Genomic DNA, 18,380 nt, shown 5'->3' with positions numbered 1-18,380 from the left:
CCTGCCCCCCGAGGGGGCCGCCCGCCTGCGGTCTGGCAAAGCCAGTCCCGCGGCTCGTGCTGGGTTGAAGAGTTCAGGGCGTAACCAGCGGGGGGTATTCACCAGTGGGGGCCGAGGGTCCGGCTTCGCCGGCCCCAGGCGCCGCCCCCTCGAGGGGGGAACAGGCTACACGCAGTGAGCCTGGACGGGGGTGGGGTCTACTTGAGCAGCCCTTCATGCTTCATCGCCGCCTGCACCGCAGGCCGAGCCGCCACACGCTCCCGAAACGCAGCAATGTTCGCAAACCCCGAAATATCCACCCCCACCCGCGGCGCCCAGTTGGTCACGGTAAAGAGGTAAGGGTCGGCCACGCTGAAGGCGTCACCCATCAGGTACTGCTTGCCGGCGAGCTGGCTGTCCACCCATTTGAGGCGCGACAGCAGCTTGTCGATGACGATGGTCTTGTAGTCGGCCGGTGTGGCGGCATTGAACAGCGGGCTGAAGCCCTTGTGCAGTTCGGTGCCGACAAAAGTCAGCCAGGACTGCAGCTTGTAGCGCTCCAGCGTGCCGTTGGCCGGCGCGAGTTTCTTCTCCGGCACCTGGTCGGCGATGTACTGCACGATGGCCGGGCCTTCGGCGATGCGCGTGCCGTCGTCCAGCTCCAGCAGCGGGACGTAACCCAGTGGGTTGATGGTGTAGTAGTCGGTGCCGTCTTCCAGCTGGTGGGTTTTGGTGGGCGCCAGCACATGCTCGAACTTCAGGCCCGACTCGTGCAGCGTGATGTGGGGTGACAGGGAGCAGGCGCCGGGGGAGTAGTAAAGTTTCATGGTGTCTTGTCCTTTGTGGGGTGGCGGAGTGCGGCAGGAGTGTGGCGGGAATGTCGCACAGCCCCTGATGCTAGCCGGAACGGCGGATTATTGCTGGCCGGCGCGCCACAATAGCCGCATGGCAAAACTTTTCAAATGGCTGGTGTTCCTGGCCCTCGGCTTGATGGTGCTTCTGGCCGTGGTGGCCTACACCTTGCACCGCTGGGTCAGCACGGACGACTTCCGCCAGCGCGTTGAGCGGGAAGCGTCGGCCGCGCTGGGCGTTCCCATGACCCTGGACCGGGTGGCGGTGGACATCTGGCCGTTGCCCGCTGTGGCGCTGAGCGGCATTTCCGTGCAAAGCAAGCCGCCGCTGACGCTGGAGCGCGTGGAAGTGCGGCCCGAGTGGCGCCCGCTGTTGCAGGGACGCCTGGAAGTGGCCACCCTGCGGGTGCGCCGGGCGGTGTTGCCGCAGCAGGGCATTGATGCGCTGCTCCTGTTGCTGCAAAAGAAGAAGCAGGCCGCGCCCGCCAAGCCGGGTGCGCCGGCATCTGCAGCCAACACGGGCCCGGAAATGAACCGGCTTGACTGGTTGCCGCGCCGCACGGTGCTGGACGACGTCACCTGGGTGAACACCACCGGCGCACGCACCACGGTCAAGGGCGAGGCCAGCCTGGGCGCCGATGGACTGCCGGAGAACGCTTTGCTCAAATTGACGGAAGGCAACCTCCAGGGCCTGGAAGCAACGCTGCAACGCGTGGAAGCGCAAGCCGGCGACGCCGGCGGTGCCGCCCAGTGGGATTTGCTTGTGAAGGTGGGCGGCGGCAAGCTGGAAGGCCGCCTGGGCCTGCAGCGCGGTTTTGTGGCGGCCGCAGCAGCAACGGCAGCCGCCAAGCCGGGCGCGAAGGCGCAGCCGGTGGCGCGTTCGGCGGAGGAACTGGTGCTGCAGGGGCAACTGAAAACCAGCGGTGTCGAGGTGTCTGCGCTGACGGCGCCCGCCAAGGCCCTGACCGGCCAGCTTGACGCCACGACCACGCTCAACGCGCGCGCCGCCACCACGGCTGCGCTGGTGGATGCGCTGCAGAGCCACACCACCTTCACGGTGCGCGATGCGGTGGTGAACGGGCTGGACCTGGCCAAGGCGGTCAAGACGGTGGGGCTGAGCCGTGGTGGCCAGACCCGGCTGGATACCTTGGCCGGGCAGGTCAGCACCCTGGGGCGGTCGGCGCAATTGACCAACCTGGTGGCGAGCTCCGGGGCCTTGAGCGCCACCGGCAATGTGGCCGTCTCGTCCGCCAAGGCCCTGAGCGGGCAGGTCAGTGTGACCCTGGCCGGCGACAGCAAGATCGGCAGCGCCATTGGTGGCGCCGTGGGGGTGCCGCTGGTGGTGGGCGGCACGCTGGACAACCCGGAGGTCACGCTGTCGCGTGCAGCGCTGCTGGGGGCCGCCATCGGCACCGTGCTGTTGCCTGGCGTGGGTACCGGCGCCGGCGCCGGTGTGGGCGAAAAGGTCGGCAAGAGCCTGCGCGGTATCTTTGGCAAGTAGGTCCGGCACTCCCTGTTTGGTCCGTCAATGAGCGCTTACTTGCTCCTAAAGCCTTGACAGTTCTGAAGTTGCGCTGAGCTGCGCCCTTGTCCTACAGGGCCATGCGGGCGCTGCTGATTCGGAAAATCGCCGCCTGCTTTTAGCATGGGGTTATGGGTCATGGGCTGCGTTGACTCACCTTGACTTCACACTTTGATGCCCATGACGTGCTTAACGCCCTAACGCCTCGTCCGCGCATTCGCGCAAGAGGCCACTTTCTGGAGGCCATCATGCTCAAGTACGCGATTATTTTTGCGCTGATTTCGTTGGTTGCCGCTGCCCTCGGTTTCGGTGGTGTGGCGGCGGGCGCTGCAGGCATTGCCAAAATCCTGTTCGGCCTGTTCCTCATCCTGGCGGTTATCTTTGTCGTGCTGGCTGCGCTGGGTGTGGGCGCTGCAAAGAAAGCGCTGAAGTAGATGGCTGCGCGCACCGACATGCCGGCCAGCACCATGGCTGCGCGGTTCCGGCAGCGGCTGTTCCACCCGTGGCGGCAGCCGGGCAATGAGGCTGTACGCCTGCCTGCGCCGCCTGCCGGTGTGGCGCCCAAACGGCCGCTGGGTTTCCAGGCCAGCATTGCCGAGTTTTTACTGATCAACCGCCTGCGTGCGCGCCGGCCGGCGGCGCCGTCTGCCGATGTGCTGGAGCGCGCGGCCCGCATTGTGTTTGTGACCTGCAAAAACTGGTTTGCGCCGGCCGAGAACCGGGAAGTCAGCCACCGCACACGTCTCTGACTGAGCGGCCGCCTGACGCACATCCCTGCAACCGCCCCGTCGCGGCGACTCAAGCATCCACAAGGTTTCTTTTCACCGGTTCAGGCTTATGCACACTACCCTTATTGACCTGCTGCTGGAATACGAGGTCACTCACCCTGCCCATTTCCTGTTTCACATCGAGGCGGCTTTTCACGAAGGCCACCATGTTGTGGAAGAGCGGCTGACCATCACGCCCAGCATGAAGGTGCGGAACTTTTCGGATGAGCGCAGCGGCAACCGCTTTATCCGCCTGGACGCTCCCAAGGGCGTGCTTTCGGTGAACTACCATGCGCGCGTGGAGCTGCACCCGGCCCCGGTGCCCCTGCACCTGGACGAAACCCCCGTGACGGCGGTGCCGGACGAAGTGCTGCGCTACCTGATGCCCAGCCGCTATTGCGAATCCGACGTCATGAGCCGGGCCGCGCAGCAGCTGTTTGGCCACTTGCCGCCGGGCATTGGCAGGGTGCGTGCCATCGAGGCCTGGATTCACGACTCGATTGGCTACCTGCCGGGTTTCAGCAACTCCACGACGACCGCGCAGGAGGTGTTTGTGCAGCGCGCGGGTGTCTGCCGTGACTTTGCGCACCTGGGCATCACGCTGTGCCGGGCCTTGAACATTCCCGCGCGGCTGGTGGTGGGGTATGTGCATTTTGACGAGCCGCCGGAAGATTTCCATGCCGTGTTTGAAGCCTGGCTGGAAGGGCGATGGGTGATTTTTGACCCGACACGCATGGCGCCTATCGACCGCCTGGTGCGCGTGGGCACAGGCCGCGACGCCAAGGACGTGGCCTTTGCCACCATTTTTGGCGGTGTGCAGATGCTGCGCAAGGAACTCTCGATCACCGAGGGGGACATCCTGCCCGGCGTTTCAACAGGCGTGCATTCGCCCGCGCTGACCGTGGTCACGGTTTAGCGTGTCGGTTACCTTGCCGGCGCCGCTATGGTTGCCACGTTGCGGCGCTTCAGCACAAGCAGCCCGAACAGTGTGGCCGTGATGTACATGCTGAAGGAGTAAATCGCCGCCGGCAGGGCCAGCTGGAAGTTGTTCAGCACGGCCAGCGCAATGAAGATGGCCAGCGTTGCGTTGTGAATGCCGATCTCATAGCTGATGGCGGTCGAGATGGGTTTGTCCAGGCCCGTGGCCCGCGAGACGTAATAGCCGGCCAGCAGGCTCACGAGGTTGAAGGCCAATACGGCCGGGCCGATCGCGGCGAAAGTGGTGGTGAGTGACTGCCACTCCTTGACGACTGCGCCTATGGCCACCACGGCCAGCACGATGATGCTGAAAATCTTGGTCGGGTTTTCACTGCGTGCGGCCCAGGCGGGTTTGCGTGTGCGCAGCCACATGCCGATGGTCACCGGCACCAGCACGATGACGATCACTTCCACCACCTTGCCGAACTGCAGCGGCACGACCTGGCCGGTTTTGGCGAAGGTCTCGATCGCCCAGTTCGCGATCACCGGCATGGTGACGATCGACAGCAGCGTGTTGATCGCGGTCAGCGAGATGTTCATCGCCACGTTGCCGCCGAAGAGATGGCTGAACAGGTTGGCCGAGATGCCACCGGGCGAGGCGGCCAGCAGCATCAGCCCCACCGCAAAGAGCGGCGGCACATTCAGCAGCACGATGATCGCGTAGCAGGCCACGGGCAGCACGATGACCTGCAGCACCAGTGCTACGGCCACGGCCTTGGGGTATTTGAGCAGGCGGGTGAAGTCTTCGACCTTCAGGGTCATGCCCAGGCCGAGCATGACCAGCGCGAGCGCTGCGATCAGCAGCTGCGCGACGACAGGCGAGCCGCCGCTCATGACTTGTAGCTTTCATCGAGTTTGTCGAGCTTGCGTATCAGTGACGGCCAGACAAAAGCCCCGCCCAGGCCGCTGGTCTGCACACGCATGGCTTCGGCCACACCCTTGACGATCAACGGGTTGACTTCGGTGAGTTCGCCACCGGCCTGCGCGTCGAGCTGGATGCGGCAGGTGTTCTCGAAGGTGTACATGCTCAGGAAAGCGTCGGCAATCGTCTTGCCCACTACAAGCAGGCCGTGGTTGCGCAGCATCAGAAAGTTGGCGTGTCCCAGATCCGCCTGCAGGCGCGGCTTTTCATCGTCGCGGAAGGCCACGCCTTCGTACGCGTGGTAAGCCAGCGAGGCCAGCACGAAGGTGGACTGCTGGCTGATGGGCAGCACGCCGCACTTTTGCGCGCTGACGGCCACGCCGGCGCGCGTGTGGGTGTGCAGCACGCAGCCGGCGTCAGAGCGCGCGTCGTGGACCGCACTGTGGATGACAAAGCCGGCCGGGTTCACCGGGAAGGGCGTATCAATGACCTTGTTGCACTGGCCGTCGACCTTGACCAGGCTGGAGGCCGTGATCTCGTCGAACATCAGGCCGTAGGGGTTGATCAGGAAATGGTGGTTGCCCGCGCCGGAAATGGATTCGGGCAGCTTGGCGCTGATGTGGGTAAAGACCAGGTCGCTCCAGCCGTAGAGGGCGACGAGGCGGTAGCAGGCGGCGAGGTCGCAGCGCAGCTGCCATTCTTCGGCGCTGACGACTTCTTTCAGGGAGGGGATGTGCATGGGATGTTGTCTCCGTTGGTTTGTTTGAACAGGGTGCTCTCTCGGCACGAACTGCTCACGATACGTGGGTGCTTGACGGGCAACTGTCAAAAATTTGACAATTGGCCGTATGCCTATCGTTCCCGCGACACCTTCACCGCCTTCCATGATGGCTCGCATGTCGGCCAACCCGTGGTTTGGCGCGTTGCCGCTGGCGAACCGGCAGGCGCTGCTGGCGTCCGCCGAAGTGCTGCGGCTGCGGCGTGGCGAGATGCTGTTTCGCCAGGGGGATGCCCCCGGCGGGTTTTATGGCCTGCTTGGCGGCCTGCTGAAAATCTCGTCGCTGCGTGAGGACGGGCGCGAGGCGATTCTGGTGGTGCTGGAGGCGGGCAACTGGATCGGCGAGATTTCGCTGATGGACGGCGAGCCGCGCACGCATGACGCCACGGCCCAGTCGGCGGTGGAGGTGCTGGTGGTGCCGCAGCCGGCGTTTGCCGCGCTGATGGAGGGCGCGCCGTTTGCGCGTGCGATCGCGGGGCTGCTGGCCGCGCGCGTGCGTTCGCTCTACGGCATGGTGGAAGACGCGGCGCTGCGCTCGACCCGTGCGCGCGTGGCGCGCCGCCTGCTGCTGCTGGCACGCGGCGACGCTACGCTGGCGCCCAAGGCGCGGCCGGTGGTGCCGGTGTCGCAAGAGGCGCTGGCGATGATGCTGGGCATCTCGCGGCAGACGCTGTCGAAGGAGCTCAAGGCGCTGGTGGCGCTGGGCGCAGTGGATCTGCGTTACCGGCGCATCGAGATTAACTCGGCAGCGCGGTTGAAGTCGATCAGCGATGCGCCGGGCTGAAGTGCGTCCGTGTTCAAAGACAGCGCGGTTTTCTCCGAATATTCAAGCCCTGCTACCAATCGTTGGGTACGGGGTTTTCACCGCTCTCAAGAATAAGTCTTTCTTTTTCTATGCGGTAAATCGCTCGCTGTTTGACGGTCTTTGTTGGAAGACGCTTGCCCTCAGGATCTAAATCAGTGCGGTGGCCCAGAAAGTTCGCGACAAGCCGGTCGCCCTGAATTTTCCAAGTGCCTTTTACGTCGAAACATTGGTGGACGGGGTCGCTGATAATCGCAGAACCTGGGCTGGAGTCGCACTCTACATGAGCACCAGTATTCTCCGCTGAGAGTATCAAGTCAGGGGCATACGGTATCGCTCGATCAGGCTGCAAATTCAATAGCGCCAACCAGTGACCACAGTATCCCTGCCAGCAACTGCCCCACTCTGCGGAGAACAAGAATCCGTTTTCCCCGAAGCGAACGATTTGGGTCTTTCCCAGAGTACCTTCAAGTCCGACGGTGGTGACCGCATCCTGTCGCTCGGTCAGTCGCCAACCCGCAGGGTAACGGGTGAAGGAGTAGGCGCCAACATACGCCTGACAGGCGTGACAGGTAAACGGCTCTCCGCTGCTGTCAGCCGGGAGTGTTTGTGTGAGCATCACAGCGTGAGACTCACTTAATTTCACGACGTAAAGGGGAAGAATTTCCGCTTTGGTTTTGGATTCGGCTGGGGCTTGCTTGCTGCCGCCGTTGCTGGGCAGCTCAATCGACTGAACAGTTTTACCGTCTGATGCCTGCCAGTCCGGAAATACGATCGCCATGAGCGCGTTCCGATCCAAAGTTGTGGCATGGGGGATTTCTGCTGGTTTACTGCAACTGGCTAGAGTCACCAAGCCAACCATTGCGAAACAGAAGATGGTTTTTGTGAGCAGAGCTTTGACCATGGTGTCGGCGGAGTGACGGGATTTTATGGCGAGGGCGTTTGGCAGGCGACATTTTTGTGGTGTTCAGTGTAGGGGCGCTCCCAACAACAGCGCACGTTTGATGGGCCCGCTCTTCAACGGATGGCGGGCGGCGCGGTAGCCCGCTCCAGCCGCGTCAGCCAGGCCAGCGCTGCAGAGGCGCTGGCGCCACACATCTCGGCCGAAGGCGCCAGCTGCCCGCACACGGCCGGCCGTTCGGGCTGGCCAAAGATGCGGCAGGCATTGGTGTCGTCCAGCTGCACGCAGCGTACGCCCGCTGGCTTGCCCAGCGGCATGCCGGGAATGGCGGAGCTGATGGAAGGCGCGATGCAGCAGGCGCCGCAGCCGGGTCGGCAGTTCATGGTGGGTGGTTTACTATGAAAAATATAGCTGCTCGCGCAGATTCCTATTGGGCTGGAGCCGTATTTGATGCTCAAAAAAGGCCTGTGGGGCCGTTTGTGGGGCAAAAATCAGTCGGGTTTGATCTTCGCCCGAGCGGCCACTTCCTTCCAGCGCGCCTGCTCGGTCTTGATGAAGGCGCCGTACTGCGCCGGGCTGTCGCCAATCGGCTGGGCGGTGTCGCCGCGCAGGCGTTCGGTGGCCTGCGGGTTGCGCATGGCTTTGTTGCAGGCTTCGGCGATGCGGTCGATATTGGCCTGCGGCATGTTGGATGGGGCGTTGAGGCCATACCACTGCGTCATTTCAAAACCGGGGTAGCCGCTTTCCGCCACGGTGGGCACGTCGGGCAGCTGGGGCAGGCGCTCCTTGGTGCCGGTGGCAATGCAGCGCAGCTTGCCTGACTTGATGTGCGCCAGGATTGCCGGCGCGCCCACGCTCGCCGCTTCGAGCCGTCCGGCCAGCAGGTCGGTCAGCTGCGGGCCGGTGCCGCGGTAGGGCACGTGCAGCACAAAGATGCCGGTGGCCATCTTCAAATATTCAAACGCCAGGTGGCCGGCGCTGCCGTTGCCGGCCGAGCCGTAATTGAGCTGGCCGGGCTTGGCCTTGGCCAGCGCGATGAATTCTTTCAGGTTGTTGGCGGGCACGCTGGAATTGACGACATACAGGCTGGGCACCTTGGCCAGCAGCGAGATGGGCTTGAAGTCCTTGTTGGTGTCGAAGGGCAGCTTGTCGAAGATGAAGGGGTTGACCGCCATGGTGCCGATGTGGCCCAGGATGATGGTGTGGCCGTCGGTGGAGGCTGCGCATTCCTGCATGGCGATGTTGCCGCTGGCGCCGGGTTTGTTTTCCACAAACACCGTCTGGCCCAGGCTTTTGCTCAGTTCGTTGGCTGCCGAGCGCGCAACGATTTCGGAGCTGCCGCCGGGCGCGAAGGGTACGAGCAAGCGTATGGGTTTGCTGGGCCAGCCGGCCTGTGCATGCAGCAGCCCGGGAAAGGCCGAAACCGCTGCCAGTGCGCCGCCGGCCTTGAGGCCGAGTTGCAATGCGCCGCGGCGCGTGTTGAGGTGTTTCATCGTGAATGTCTCCATGTCGTTGTCGTTGGCCCAATATAGGACCGTACGCGTGCCGTCTCGCTACGTGGTTCCGCTAATGAGGCTAACCCTGCGTGCAGGTGCGCAGGACTAACTGAATGACGCGTCAAAACGTTCGCGTGCGGCCTTCAGGCTTTGGTGGTGGCGCTCCGCCCAGTTGTCCAGCGGGACCAATGTTTCGCTGAGGGACTCGCCCAGTGTGCTGAGCCGGTATTCGACATGCGGAGGAACGGTCTGGTGGTCGGCGCGCAGCACCAGGCCGTTACGCACCAACTCCTTGAGCGTTTGCGTCAGCATCTTTTGCGAGATGCCTTCGATCTTGCGCATCAGCTCGTTGTTGCGCACCGGGCCGTCGGCCAGCGCCGGGATGACCAGCAAGGCCCACTTGCTGGCCACCAGTTCCAGCGCCTGCCGCGACGGGCAGGCCTGGCTAAACACAGTTGAGCCGTCGGTGGGTAGGTCGCCGGGAATTGTCATGGTTACCAGAAGGTGCGTACTTGCCTATGGGTAATCGTAAACCTAAGCTGGGGGCTCTTCAACCGATTAACCCTGTTCCTGAAAGAAGTCCCCTGATGGCCTGGCTCTATTTACTCGCTGCAAGCATTGTCGAAATCGCAATGGCCTTGTTCCTGAAATCTTCCGAAGGCTGGACGCGCCTGTGGCCCAGCGTGCTGGGTGTGGCCGCGGCCGGCGCCAGCATTTTCTTTTTGACGCATGCCGTCAAGACTTTGCCGGTGGGCACGGCCTACGCGATCTGGACGGGGATAGGTTCGGTCGGCGTGACGCTGATCGGCATTCTCTGGATGGGCGAAAGCGCCTCGGCACTGCGCCTGACCTGTGTGGCGCTGGTCGTGGCTGGCATGGTGGGCTTGCGCCTGCTGGACGGCACTGTTTGATCAACCCATCCCACGGAGAAACCCATGACCCATCTGGTTTACATCGAAGCCTCGCCGATGCGGGCGGCATCCACTTCAACTTCCGTCGCCACCGCCTGGCTGGACGCTTATCCCCAGGCGCATCCAGAGGGCACCGTGGACACGATCAATGTGTGGGACATCGACCTGCCGCCGTTTGACGCCGACATGATCGCCGCGAAATTTGCCGTTTTGCGTGCGCAGAATGCGACAGCGCCGCAGCAGGCGCTGTGGGCCCGTGCAGTGGCGGTGTCGCAGCGCTTCAATGCGGCGGATCAATTTCTCTTCAGTTTGCCGATGTGGAATTTCGGCATTCCCTATCGGCTCAAGCATTTCATCGACGTGGTGACCTTGCCGGGGCAGAACTGGAGCTGGTCACGAGAGGCCGGTTATCAGGCGCTGCTGCCAGGCAAGAGTGCGACGCTGGTGTATTCAAGTGCCGGCGCGTACCCGCTGCGGCCCGGGGAAGATGAATCCGATTTCCAGAAACCGTACATGCGGCGCTGGCTGCGTTTCCTGGACATTGAGGTGACGGCGGAAATCAACGCCTCACCGACGCTGGTGCCGCCCGAGGTCCTCGCGGCGACCAAGGCCGGTGCGGTGGAGCAGGCACGGGCGCTGGCCGTAAATTAGTGCGTGGTCACCGGGGTATTTTGGCGATTTCCAGCGTGGTCACGATCCCGTTGGCCAGTGCGTCACCTTGTTGCGGTTTGGCGCACAGTTCCTTGCGCAACTTCGGGTCTTCGCTTCCCTGGCACAGCATCACGCCGTCGGGGCCGATGCCAGGCACCTGGGGGTGGTAGAAATAGGCGAAGCCGTTGTGGTTGGGCAGGTTGACCCACTGCTCGACCAGCTGGGGGTTGGCTTTGCCGTCGCTGTATTTCATGATCCAGGCTTTCAGTGCCGGCATGCGCGCCTGTTGCAGGCTGCCGTCCTGTGTGTAGTTGCCATGGAAACCCACGACCGTTCTTTCAAGCGGCTGGTCGTCGGAGTAGGCGCGTGTTGTGCCGCCCAGAAACATGCGCGAACACGAAGAACGGCAATAGCCTGAGAGCAAGGTCATCAGGCCTTTTTCACGGATGTATTCGCCCGTCGCATACCCGGCCCGGGCGTCCCCGCCCGAGGAGTTTTTGAGCACCACCGTTGTGATGCCGGGGTGCTCCTCTATCGCGGCCTGCAGGATCCGTTGTTCATTGCCGGTCACCTTGCCCGACAGAAAAACAAACGGCTCCCTGATCTCCACGTCCATGGCGTAAGCGCACGACGAGAGGCAAAAGGCCGCCAGGCCCGACAGCCAGTGGCCTGGACGGGCTGTCATGCAGCGAGGCGTTGGGAAGCAAACAGCACCTGGTCGATCACCGCCTGCACATTTTTGAGGTGTGCTTCATCGAGCAGGTTGCCCTCGGTGTCGAAGGCGGTGCCGGCGCGGCCCAGGGCAAAAGCCTTGGGCGCGACCCAGCACTGCGCGTTGAGCAGCAGCGGTACCAGATGGCTTTGCGAACGCAGGCCGCCCAGCGCGCCGGGCGAGGCGCTGAGAATGCCCACGACTTTTCCGGTGAAAGACTTGAAGCCTTCGTGCCAGGCCGGGTCGCTCTTGACGGGGCTGGACACCCAGTCGATGGTGTTCTTGAGCAGCGCGGTGTAGCTGCCGTTGTATTCGGGCGAGCAGATGATCCAGGCCGGGTGTTCAAACATGAGCTGCTTGAGCTTCATCACGTCGGGCGGTGTGCCTTTGGCTTCGAGGTCGGCGTTGTACATCGGGATGTCGAAATCAGCCAGCTCGATGTGGGTGACTTCGGCGCCGCTGGCGCGCGCCAGTGTGGCGGTCACCTGGGCGAGTTTGCGGTTGAAGGAGTTTTGGCGGATGCTGCCAGCAAAGACGAGGAGTTTCATGCCCGCTATTGTGGCCGCTGGCGGCCGGCTTTTGGCGTAACTGCCGCGCACAACGGCCGTCTTGCACGGACTTTGACGCTCCAGCCTAATAAGGACGGGCGCAAGCAGCTATTGAATTGATAGCAAATCCCCGGGGCCACGCAAGGCCATGCCCCCGGACAGGCCGCACAAATAAGGCCTCGCCTGATAAAATCATGCCTTCGTCCTGTGGGGACCGATGGGCCGGGGCACCTGCACGGCGCATGTGTGTGCTGCCGCGCCGCCGTGCGGCTGCGGCAAGCCTGGCCACCATCGACACCGGACCGCTCCATGGCATGCAGGCGCCCCAGCCTGAAAGCCGCTTTACCCGAAGGAGGCGTGATGCACTCGCCTTATGTTTACCCGCAAGAATTTGACGTGATCGTGGTCGGTGGCGGCCATGCCGGCACCGAGGCCGCGCTGGCTTCCGCACGCATGGGCTGCAAGACTTTGCTGCTGACCCACAACATCGAGACCCTGGGTCAGATGAGCTGCAACCCCTCCATCGGCGGGATTGGCAAGGGCCACCTGGTCAAAGAGGTGGACGCGATGGGCGGGGCGATGGCGCTGGCCACCGACGAAGGCGGCATCCAGTTCCGCATCCTGAACAGCTCCAAGGGCCCGGCCGTGCGCGCCACCCGCGCGCAGGCCGACCGCATTCTGTACAAGGCGGCGATTCGCCGCAAGCTCGAAAACCAGCCCAACCTGTGGCTGTTCCAGCAGGCGGTCGACGACCTGATGGTCGAGGGCGACCGGGTTGTCGGGGCGGTGACGCAGGTCGGCATCCGATTCCGTTCGCGCACCGTGGTGCTGACAGCCGGCACTTTCCTGGACGGGAAGATCCATGTTGGGCTCAATAACTATTCGGCGGGCAGGGCAGGCGATCCGCCGGCGGTATCGCTCTCGGCGCGGCTCAAGGAACTCAAGCTGCCGCAAGGCCGGCTCAAAACCGGTACGCCTCCGCGCATCGACGGCCGCACGATTGACTTCAGCAAATGCACCGAACAACCCGGCGACGGCATGCCGGGCGGTACTGAAGGCCCGGTGCCGGTGTTCAGTTTTATGGGTGGTGGCATTGCCCATCCGCGGCAGATGCCGTGCTGGATCACCCACACCAACGAGCGGACCCACGAGATCATCCGCTCCGGTTTTGACCGCAGCCCCATGTTCACCGGCAAGATCGACGGCGTCGGCCCACGCTATTGCCCCAGCGTGGAAGACAAGATCAACCGCTTTGCCGACAAGGACAGCCACCAGATCTTCCTGGAACCGGAAGGCCTGACCACGCACGAGATCTACCCCAACGGCATCTCGACCAGCCTGCCTTTTGACATTCAGTACGACCTGGTCCGCTCCATGGCGGGGATGGAAAACGCCCATATCCTGCGGCCTGGCTACGCCATCGAGTACGACTACTTTGATCCGCGGGCGCTGAAATCCAGCTTTGAAACCCGGGCGATCGGTGGCCTGTTTTTTGCCGGCCAAATCAATGGCACCACCGGTTATGAAGAGGCGGCGGCCCAAGGCATGTTTGCCGGCATCAACGCTGCGTTGCAGTGTCAGGAGAAGGAAGCCTGGTTGCCGCGGCGCGACGAAGCCTACCTGGGCGTGCTGGTTGACGACCTGATCACCAAGGGCGTGACCGAGCCTTACCGCATGTTCACCAGCCGGGCTGAGTTCCGCCTGATGCTGCGCGAGGATAACGCCGACATGCGCCTGACCGAAAAAGGCCGGGAACTAGGCCTGGTGGACGACGCCCGCTGGGATGCCTTCAACCGCAAGCGCGACACTGTTTCACGTGAAACAGCCCGGCTTCGGGCGATCTGGGTCAACCCAAACAACCTGCCGGTGGCCGAAGCCGAGCGGGTTTTGGGTAAGTCGATCGAGCGGGAGTACAACCTGCTGGACCTATTGCGCCGCCCGGATGTGAACTACGCCGGACTGATGTCGCTGGAGGAGGGCAAGTACGCCAACCCGGAACTGGCGGCGGAAGCAGCGGCCAGCGACGACATGGCCAAAAGCGTGATTGAACAGATCGAGATCACGGCCAAGTACGCAGGCTATATCGACTTGCAAAAGACCGAAGTCGAACGGGCATCGCACTACGAAAACCTCAAGTTGCCGCCCGACCTGGATTACCTGCAGGTCTCTGCCTTGAGTTTTGAGGCGCGCCAGACTCTGGCCAAACACCGGCCCGAAACCCTGGGTTTGGCCTCCCGGATTTCCGGGATCACGCCCGCCACCATTTCCCTGCTGCTGGTGCACCTGAAGAAGAACCTCTGGAAAAACACGACGCCACTCCAGGCGACCGGGGCTTCCACCGAAAAAGCCCAAGCCTGATGCGGGGCGGTGAACAGGATTTGCACGCCGGGCTCAAGGCGCTGCAACTGGACCTGAGCGATGCGCAGGTTGGCCAGCTGCTGGACTACCAGGATCTGATCGGCAAATGGACCAAGGTGTACAACCTCACGGCCGTGCGTGATCCGGCAGAAATGCTGACCCACCATTTGCTGGACAGTCTGGCGGCGGTGCTTCCGCTGAAGCGGCATTTGCAGAAAGCCGGACTGGGGGAGGGCGCCAAGTTGCTGGACGTGGGTTCCGGTGCAGGCCTGCCGGGCGTCGTCATCGCGATTTGCTGCCCCAACGTAGCGGTGACTTGCGTGGATACAGTGGCCAAAAAGGCTGCGTTTATCAAGCAGGCGGCGCTGGCCTTGAAGCTGCCCAACCTCTCCGGTCTGCACGCCCGGGTCGAAACCATCACCACCTCTTTTGACGTGATTTGCTCCCGGGCCTTTGCGTCCCTGGTTGATTTCACCAACTGGTCGACCGACGCGCTGGCATCGCAAGGTGTGTGGATGGCCATGAAGGGCAAGCACCCGGCCGACGAAATTGCCTCCTTGCCGGCCGGCGCCGAAGTGTTTCACGTGGAACAACTGCAGGTGCCGGGCCTGAATGCCGAGCGCTGCATTGTCTGGATGCGGGCGAAAGCTGGCGCCAGCCCGGCCTGAAAACCGGGGCCGAGCGCCTCAGCCCGTTGTTCGGGCACAAAAAGAAACCTCTGCGGACACTGAATCAGCCCTGATCGGGCTGGTTTGACATTTCTGCGGCACACCCCTGTCGTAAACTCACAGCCTCACTTCTCTCTACTTTCTGGAGAACCTCCATGTTGGGCTCATTTGTCGGCATCGCCGACTACGGTGCTTTTGTCGTCGCCATCATTGTGTTTTTGCTGATTCCCGGCCCGGGCAACCTGGCGCTGATCACTTCGACCAGCAAGGGCGGTATCGCGGGCGGCCTGGGTGCGACTTTCGGCGTGATCGCTGGCGACCAGGTTTTGCTCTGGGCTGCGGTGGCCGGTGTGTCGGCCATCATGGCGGCTTACCCGACGGCTTTTCATATCGTCCAGTGGGCGGGTGCGATTTACCTGGCCTGGCTGGGCATCAAGATGCTGATGGCCAAGCCCGGCGACGCGCCCTTGCTCAATATCAAGCCGCGCCACTACTTTCAGCAGGCGATGATGATCACCTTGCTGAACCCCAAGGCCATCGTGTTCTATATGGCTTTTTTCCCGCTGTTCGTCGACCCGGCCCTGCACCAGGGGCTGAAGACTTTTGCCGTGATGGCGGCCACGATTGCTGGACTGACTTTTCTGTATGGCCTGACCTCGGTGATGATCACTTATCACCTGGCCGAACGTATACGTGCCAACCCCAAAATCACCTCAATCCTGAACAAGCTGGCCGGTGTGTTCCTGATCGGCTTCGGCTTGAAGCTGGCAGTCTCCAAGTAACTTCCCCACAACAACTAAAAGAAACTGATGGCAAAAATATTCTGCGTGGCCAACCAAAAGGGTGGGGTAGGGAAGACGACAACGACGGTGAACCTGGCCGCGGGCCTGGCCAAAGTCGGCCAGCGTGTGCTGATGATTGACCTGGATCCGCAGGGCAATGCCACCATGGGTTCGGGTGTCGACAAACGCAAGCTGGAAATGACGGTGTACGACGTGCTGCTGGAATCGGCTTCGGTGGCCGAGGCACGCGTGCACAGCGAGAAGTGCGGCTACGACGTGCTGGGCGCGAATCGCGAACTGGCCGGCGCAGAGGTCGAGCTGGTCGATGTCGAACGCCGCGAAAAGCGCCTCAAGCTGGCGCTGGCCGAGGTCGACAGCCAGTACGACTTCGTGCTGATCGACTGCCCGCCGTCGCTCAGCATGCTGACGCTCAACGGCCTGTGCTGCGCGCACGGCGTGATCGTGCCCATGCAGTGCGAGTACTTCGCACTCGAAGGCCTGACCGACCTGGTCAACACCATCAAGCAGGTGCACGCCAACCTCAACAAAGACCTGCAGATCATCGGCCTCTTGCGCGTGATGTTCGACCCGCGCATCACGCTGCAGCAGCAGGTGAGCGACCAGCTCAAGGAGCACTTTGCCGACAAGGTGTTCAACACCGTGATCCCGCGCAACGTGCGCCTGGCCGAAGCGCCCAGCTATGGCCTGCCCGGCGTGGTGTTTGACCCGGCCTCCAGGGGCGCGCAGGCTTTCATCACGTTTGCCGAAGAAATGGTGGGGCGCATCAAGGCGATGTGAACTGCGCAAGTGCTGTTTTATAAGCAAAAAATGCCTGTAGCCCAATAAGTACGGGCGCAAGCAGCTATTAAAATCATAGCAATCCGATTGTTCTTTTCATGAAACCCGACAACGTCCTCATTCTTCCCGGCTGGAAAAACAGCGGCCCCGGCCATTGGCAAACGCTGTGGGAGGAGGCCGACGGCTACACCCGCGTGGAGCAGCACAGCTGGATGCACCCACTGCGCGGCGACTGGACGGCGCGCCTGGAAGAGGTGCTGCTGTCCTGCGACGAACCTGCGGTGCTGGTGGCGCACAGCCTGGGCTGCATGCTGGTGGCGGCCTGGGCCAGCCACTCCAGGAACATTCACCGAGTCAAAGGTGCGCTGCTGGTGGCCCCGCCCGACGCCGACCGCGAGGACGTGCGCGAAATGCTGCCCAGCTGGTCACCGGTGCCGCTGAACAAACTGCCGTTTGAGAGCGCGCTGTTTGCCAGCAGCGACGATCCTTTCTGCGCGATCCAGCGGGCGCGGCGATTCGCGGCCGCGTGGGGCTCTGCCTTTGTGGACGCCGGACCCTGCGGGCACCTGAATGCCGAGAGCGGCCTGGGTGGCTGGCCCGATGCGTACCTGCGGCTGCTGCAGCTCAAGGACCTGACCTCACCGGCCATTGAACCTTCACCCGGCATCACCCCTGGCCCATGACCTCATTTTTTTACCAATGCGCGCGCGCGCGCTACCTGCAACTCGCCCTGATAGTGCTGGCGACGGGGGCGAGTGCCTCTCTGTATGCCGAGCCCGATGAAGAGCTGCTCGGCAAGGCGCAGGCCTACCCGCTGGGCAACGCCAGCACCTGGTACGGCAATCCTTATCGCGTCGGCTCCTGGTCGGCCATGGACAAGGTGCCCGGTGTGCGGGTCCGCGTGGTCGCGCGCCCCGCCGAAGCCAGCCCCTTGCCGCACGCGGCGAACCCGGCGGCCGTCGCCTACCGCTACAAGAACCTGGGCTACACGCTGGCCGACTACCTGGACCGCCAGCGCGCCACCGGCCTGCTGATCCTGAAAAACGGCGAGATCATCGCCGAGCACTACCGCTACGGCCGCAAGGACGACGCGCGCTTTTTGTCCTTCTCCATGGCCAAGAGCGTGACCTCGCTGCTGGTCGGCAAGGCGCTCTCGCTGGGGCTGATCGCTTCGCTCGACGACCCTGCCGACAAGTACGTCAAAGCGCTTGCCGGCACCCCTTACGGCGCCACCACGCTCCGCCAGTTGTTGCGCATGAGTTCGGGCTTGACGTTTACCGAACGCTATGACGGCAAGGACGACATCGCCCGCCTGTCGCGCGCCGCCGCCGGCGCGCCGGGCGCAGGCATGCCGCTGGATGTGCTGAAGTCCATCACTGACCGGCATTCGCCAGCCGGTGAAAAATTCGTTTATGCCGGCTCCGAGACCGACGTGTTGGGCCGCGTGGTGGTGGCCGCCACCGGCAAGAACATGTCCGAGCTCACCACCGAGTGGCTGTGGAAGCCCATGGGTGCCGAACATGATGGCTTCTGGCGCATCTCCGCCGACGGGCAGGAGCAATCCTACGGCGCCTTCAACGCCACCCTGCGCGATTGGGCGCGGCTGGGCCAGTTGCTGGCCAATGACGGCCGTGCCATCGACAAGGCCACCGGCAAGCCCGGCGCATCGCAGGTCTTGCCGCTGGACTACCTGCTGGACGCCACGGATCCAGCGCGCCAGCCGCCCGCGTTCAAGCCGCGCAAGGCCACGCCTTACTTTGGTTATGGCTACCAGTTCTGGCTCATGCCGCTGCGGGCACGCACTTTTGCCATGCAGGGCATCCACGGCCAGACGGTGTATGTGCAGCCGTCCACCGGCATCGTGATGGTGCTCACCTCGGTGTGGGAACAGGCCAGCGGCAAACAGGATGCACAACCTTATGAAGAGCGCGACGCCCTCTGGCGCGGCGTGCTGCAATCTCTGGGCGGGGACCTCACGCCCGGCTCGCAATGACGAATTGAAAGAAAGATAAAACC

General features: G+C 63.1%; 22 protein-coding genes. 13 read left to right on the top strand and 9 right to left on the bottom strand.

Annotation, left to right across the window (positions count from 1 at the left end; translation table 11 throughout):
- Nucleotides 1-197: 197 nt before the first annotated feature.
- Nucleotides 198-806, bottom strand: coding sequence for a glutathione transferase GstA (gene gstA / locus AC1D11_RS20840; RefSeq protein ID WP_457281861.1), 609 nt, complete (start codon nucleotides 804-806; stop codon nucleotides 198-200).
- A gap of 118 nt (nucleotides 807-924) precedes the next feature.
- Between gstA and AC1D11_RS20835 the strand changes: the two genes are divergently transcribed.
- From AC1D11_RS20835 to AC1D11_RS20820, 4 genes are all read left to right on the top strand, one after another.
- Nucleotides 925-2,331, top strand: a complete 1,407-nt coding sequence (locus AC1D11_RS20835) for an AsmA family protein (protein ID WP_477651191.1) — start codon at nucleotides 925-927, stop codon at nucleotides 2,329-2,331.
- Nucleotides 2,332-2,600: 269 nt separating this feature from the next.
- Nucleotides 2,601-2,786, top strand: a complete 186-nt coding sequence (locus tag AC1D11_RS20830) for a DUF1328 family protein (RefSeq protein WP_477647032.1) — start codon at nucleotides 2,601-2,603, stop codon at nucleotides 2,784-2,786.
- Nucleotides 2,787-3,101: a hypothetical protein gene (locus tag AC1D11_RS20825; protein WP_477651190.1), complete on the top strand. Its 315-nt coding sequence runs from the start codon at nucleotides 2,787-2,789 to the stop codon at nucleotides 3,099-3,101.
- Nucleotides 3,102-3,189: 88 nt separating this feature from the next.
- A complete protein-coding gene (locus tag AC1D11_RS20820; RefSeq protein ID WP_457281857.1) occupies nucleotides 3,190-4,035 on the top strand; it encodes a transglutaminase-like domain-containing protein in 846 nt (281 codons plus the stop codon).
- Between the two features lie 8 nt (nucleotides 4,036-4,043).
- Here the strand turns inward: AC1D11_RS20820 and AC1D11_RS20815 are convergent, their stop codons facing one another.
- Both AC1D11_RS20815 and AC1D11_RS20810 read right to left on the bottom strand, forming a co-directional pair.
- Nucleotides 4,044-4,931 (bottom strand): bile acid:sodium symporter family protein, encoded by an 888-nt coding sequence (locus AC1D11_RS20815; protein WP_477647012.1) that lies wholly within the window; start codon nucleotides 4,929-4,931, stop codon nucleotides 4,044-4,046.
- Nucleotides 4,928-5,698 carry a class II aldolase/adducin family protein gene (locus AC1D11_RS20810; RefSeq protein ID WP_477647011.1) on the bottom strand — a complete coding sequence of 257 codons (771 nt, stop codon included), beginning with the start codon at nucleotides 5,696-5,698 and terminating at the stop codon, nucleotides 4,928-4,930. The genes AC1D11_RS20815 and AC1D11_RS20810 overlap by 4 nt, the downstream gene beginning before the upstream one ends.
- Nucleotides 5,699-5,807: 109 nt before the next feature.
- Here AC1D11_RS20810 and AC1D11_RS20805 point away from each other — a divergent pair, with 109 nt between their 5' ends.
- The gene (locus AC1D11_RS20805; protein ID WP_477647010.1) at nucleotides 5,808-6,521 is read left to right on the top strand and encodes a Crp/Fnr family transcriptional regulator; all 714 of its coding nucleotides are present in this window, start codon (nucleotides 5,808-5,810) and stop codon (nucleotides 6,519-6,521) included.
- 52 nt (nucleotides 6,522-6,573) lie between these two features.
- Here the strand turns inward: AC1D11_RS20805 and AC1D11_RS20800 are convergent, their stop codons facing one another.
- The 4 genes from AC1D11_RS20800 to AC1D11_RS20785 form a co-directional block, all read right to left on the bottom strand.
- Nucleotides 6,574-7,443, bottom strand: a complete 870-nt coding sequence (locus AC1D11_RS20800; RefSeq protein ID WP_477647009.1) for a hypothetical protein — start codon at nucleotides 7,441-7,443, stop codon at nucleotides 6,574-6,576.
- Nucleotides 7,444-7,556: 113 nt separating this feature from the next.
- Nucleotides 7,557-7,823 (bottom strand): YkgJ family cysteine cluster protein, encoded by a 267-nt coding sequence (locus AC1D11_RS20795; protein WP_477647008.1) that lies wholly within the window; start codon nucleotides 7,821-7,823, stop codon nucleotides 7,557-7,559.
- Between the two features lie 108 nt (nucleotides 7,824-7,931).
- Nucleotides 7,932-8,933 carry a Bug family tripartite tricarboxylate transporter substrate binding protein gene (locus AC1D11_RS20790; RefSeq protein WP_477647007.1) on the bottom strand — a complete coding sequence of 334 codons (1,002 nt, stop codon included), beginning with the start codon at nucleotides 8,931-8,933 and terminating at the stop codon, nucleotides 7,932-7,934.
- A 108-nt stretch (nucleotides 8,934-9,041) separates the two neighbouring features.
- Nucleotides 9,042-9,428, bottom strand: a complete 387-nt coding sequence (locus tag AC1D11_RS20785) for a winged helix-turn-helix transcriptional regulator (RefSeq protein ID WP_477647006.1) — start codon at nucleotides 9,426-9,428, stop codon at nucleotides 9,042-9,044.
- 95 nt (nucleotides 9,429-9,523) lie between these two features.
- Here AC1D11_RS20785 and AC1D11_RS20780 point away from each other — a divergent pair, with 95 nt between their 5' ends.
- A complete protein-coding gene (locus tag AC1D11_RS20780; RefSeq protein WP_457281851.1) occupies nucleotides 9,524-9,847 on the top strand; it encodes a DMT family transporter in 324 nt (107 codons plus the stop codon).
- Between the two features lie 24 nt (nucleotides 9,848-9,871).
- On the top strand, nucleotides 9,872-10,498 hold the full coding sequence (locus AC1D11_RS20775) for an FMN-dependent NADH-azoreductase (protein ID WP_477647005.1): 627 nt from the start codon (nucleotides 9,872-9,874) through the stop codon (nucleotides 10,496-10,498).
- A gap of 7 nt (nucleotides 10,499-10,505) precedes the next feature.
- On the opposite strand, the gene AC1D11_RS20770 is transcribed toward AC1D11_RS20775, so the two are convergent.
- Together AC1D11_RS20770 and AC1D11_RS20765 are read right to left on the bottom strand one after the other, a co-directional pair.
- Entirely contained in the window at nucleotides 10,506-11,183 is a 678-nt protein-coding gene (locus tag AC1D11_RS20770) for a hypothetical protein (RefSeq protein WP_477647004.1), read from the bottom strand.
- Nucleotides 11,180-11,758: an NADPH-dependent FMN reductase gene (locus tag AC1D11_RS20765; protein WP_477647003.1), complete on the bottom strand. Its 579-nt coding sequence runs from the start codon at nucleotides 11,756-11,758 to the stop codon at nucleotides 11,180-11,182. Before AC1D11_RS20765 ends, AC1D11_RS20770 begins: the two co-directional genes overlap by 4 nt.
- Nucleotides 11,759-12,118: 360 nt before the next feature.
- Between AC1D11_RS20765 and mnmG the strand changes: the two genes are divergently transcribed.
- The 6 genes from mnmG (at nucleotide 12,119) to AC1D11_RS20735 (ending at nucleotide 18,357) form a co-directional block, all read left to right on the top strand.
- Nucleotides 12,119-14,116 (top strand): tRNA uridine-5-carboxymethylaminomethyl(34) synthesis enzyme MnmG, encoded by a 1,998-nt coding sequence (gene mnmG / locus AC1D11_RS20760; RefSeq protein WP_477647002.1) that lies wholly within the window; start codon nucleotides 12,119-12,121, stop codon nucleotides 14,114-14,116.
- Nucleotides 14,116-14,784: a 16S rRNA (guanine(527)-N(7))-methyltransferase RsmG gene (rsmG, locus tag AC1D11_RS20755; protein WP_477647001.1), complete on the top strand. Its 669-nt coding sequence runs from the start codon at nucleotides 14,116-14,118 to the stop codon at nucleotides 14,782-14,784. The genes mnmG and rsmG overlap by 1 nt, the downstream gene beginning before the upstream one ends.
- Before the next feature lie 155 nt (nucleotides 14,785-14,939).
- A complete protein-coding gene (locus tag AC1D11_RS20750; protein ID WP_477647000.1) occupies nucleotides 14,940-15,566 on the top strand; it encodes a LysE family transporter in 627 nt (208 codons plus the stop codon).
- Nucleotides 15,567-15,593: 27 nt separating this feature from the next.
- Nucleotides 15,594-16,364, top strand: coding sequence for a ParA family protein (locus tag AC1D11_RS20745; RefSeq protein WP_477646999.1), 771 nt, complete (start codon nucleotides 15,594-15,596; stop codon nucleotides 16,362-16,364).
- A 98-nt stretch (nucleotides 16,365-16,462) separates the two neighbouring features.
- Nucleotides 16,463-17,047, top strand: coding sequence for an RBBP9/YdeN family alpha/beta hydrolase (locus AC1D11_RS20740; RefSeq protein WP_477646998.1), 585 nt, complete (start codon nucleotides 16,463-16,465; stop codon nucleotides 17,045-17,047).
- Nucleotides 17,044-18,357 carry a serine hydrolase domain-containing protein gene (locus AC1D11_RS20735; RefSeq protein ID WP_477646997.1) on the top strand — a complete coding sequence of 438 codons (1,314 nt, stop codon included), beginning with the start codon at nucleotides 17,044-17,046 and terminating at the stop codon, nucleotides 18,355-18,357. Before AC1D11_RS20740 ends, AC1D11_RS20735 begins: the two co-directional genes overlap by 4 nt.
- The last annotated feature ends 23 nt before the right edge of the window (nucleotides 18,358-18,380 follow it).

This window comes from Polaromonas sp. P1_E11, from assembly GCF_056405995.1.
The sequence above is the reverse complement of the archived record's forward strand: the minus strand, read 5'-3'. Positions and strand labels throughout refer to the sequence as shown.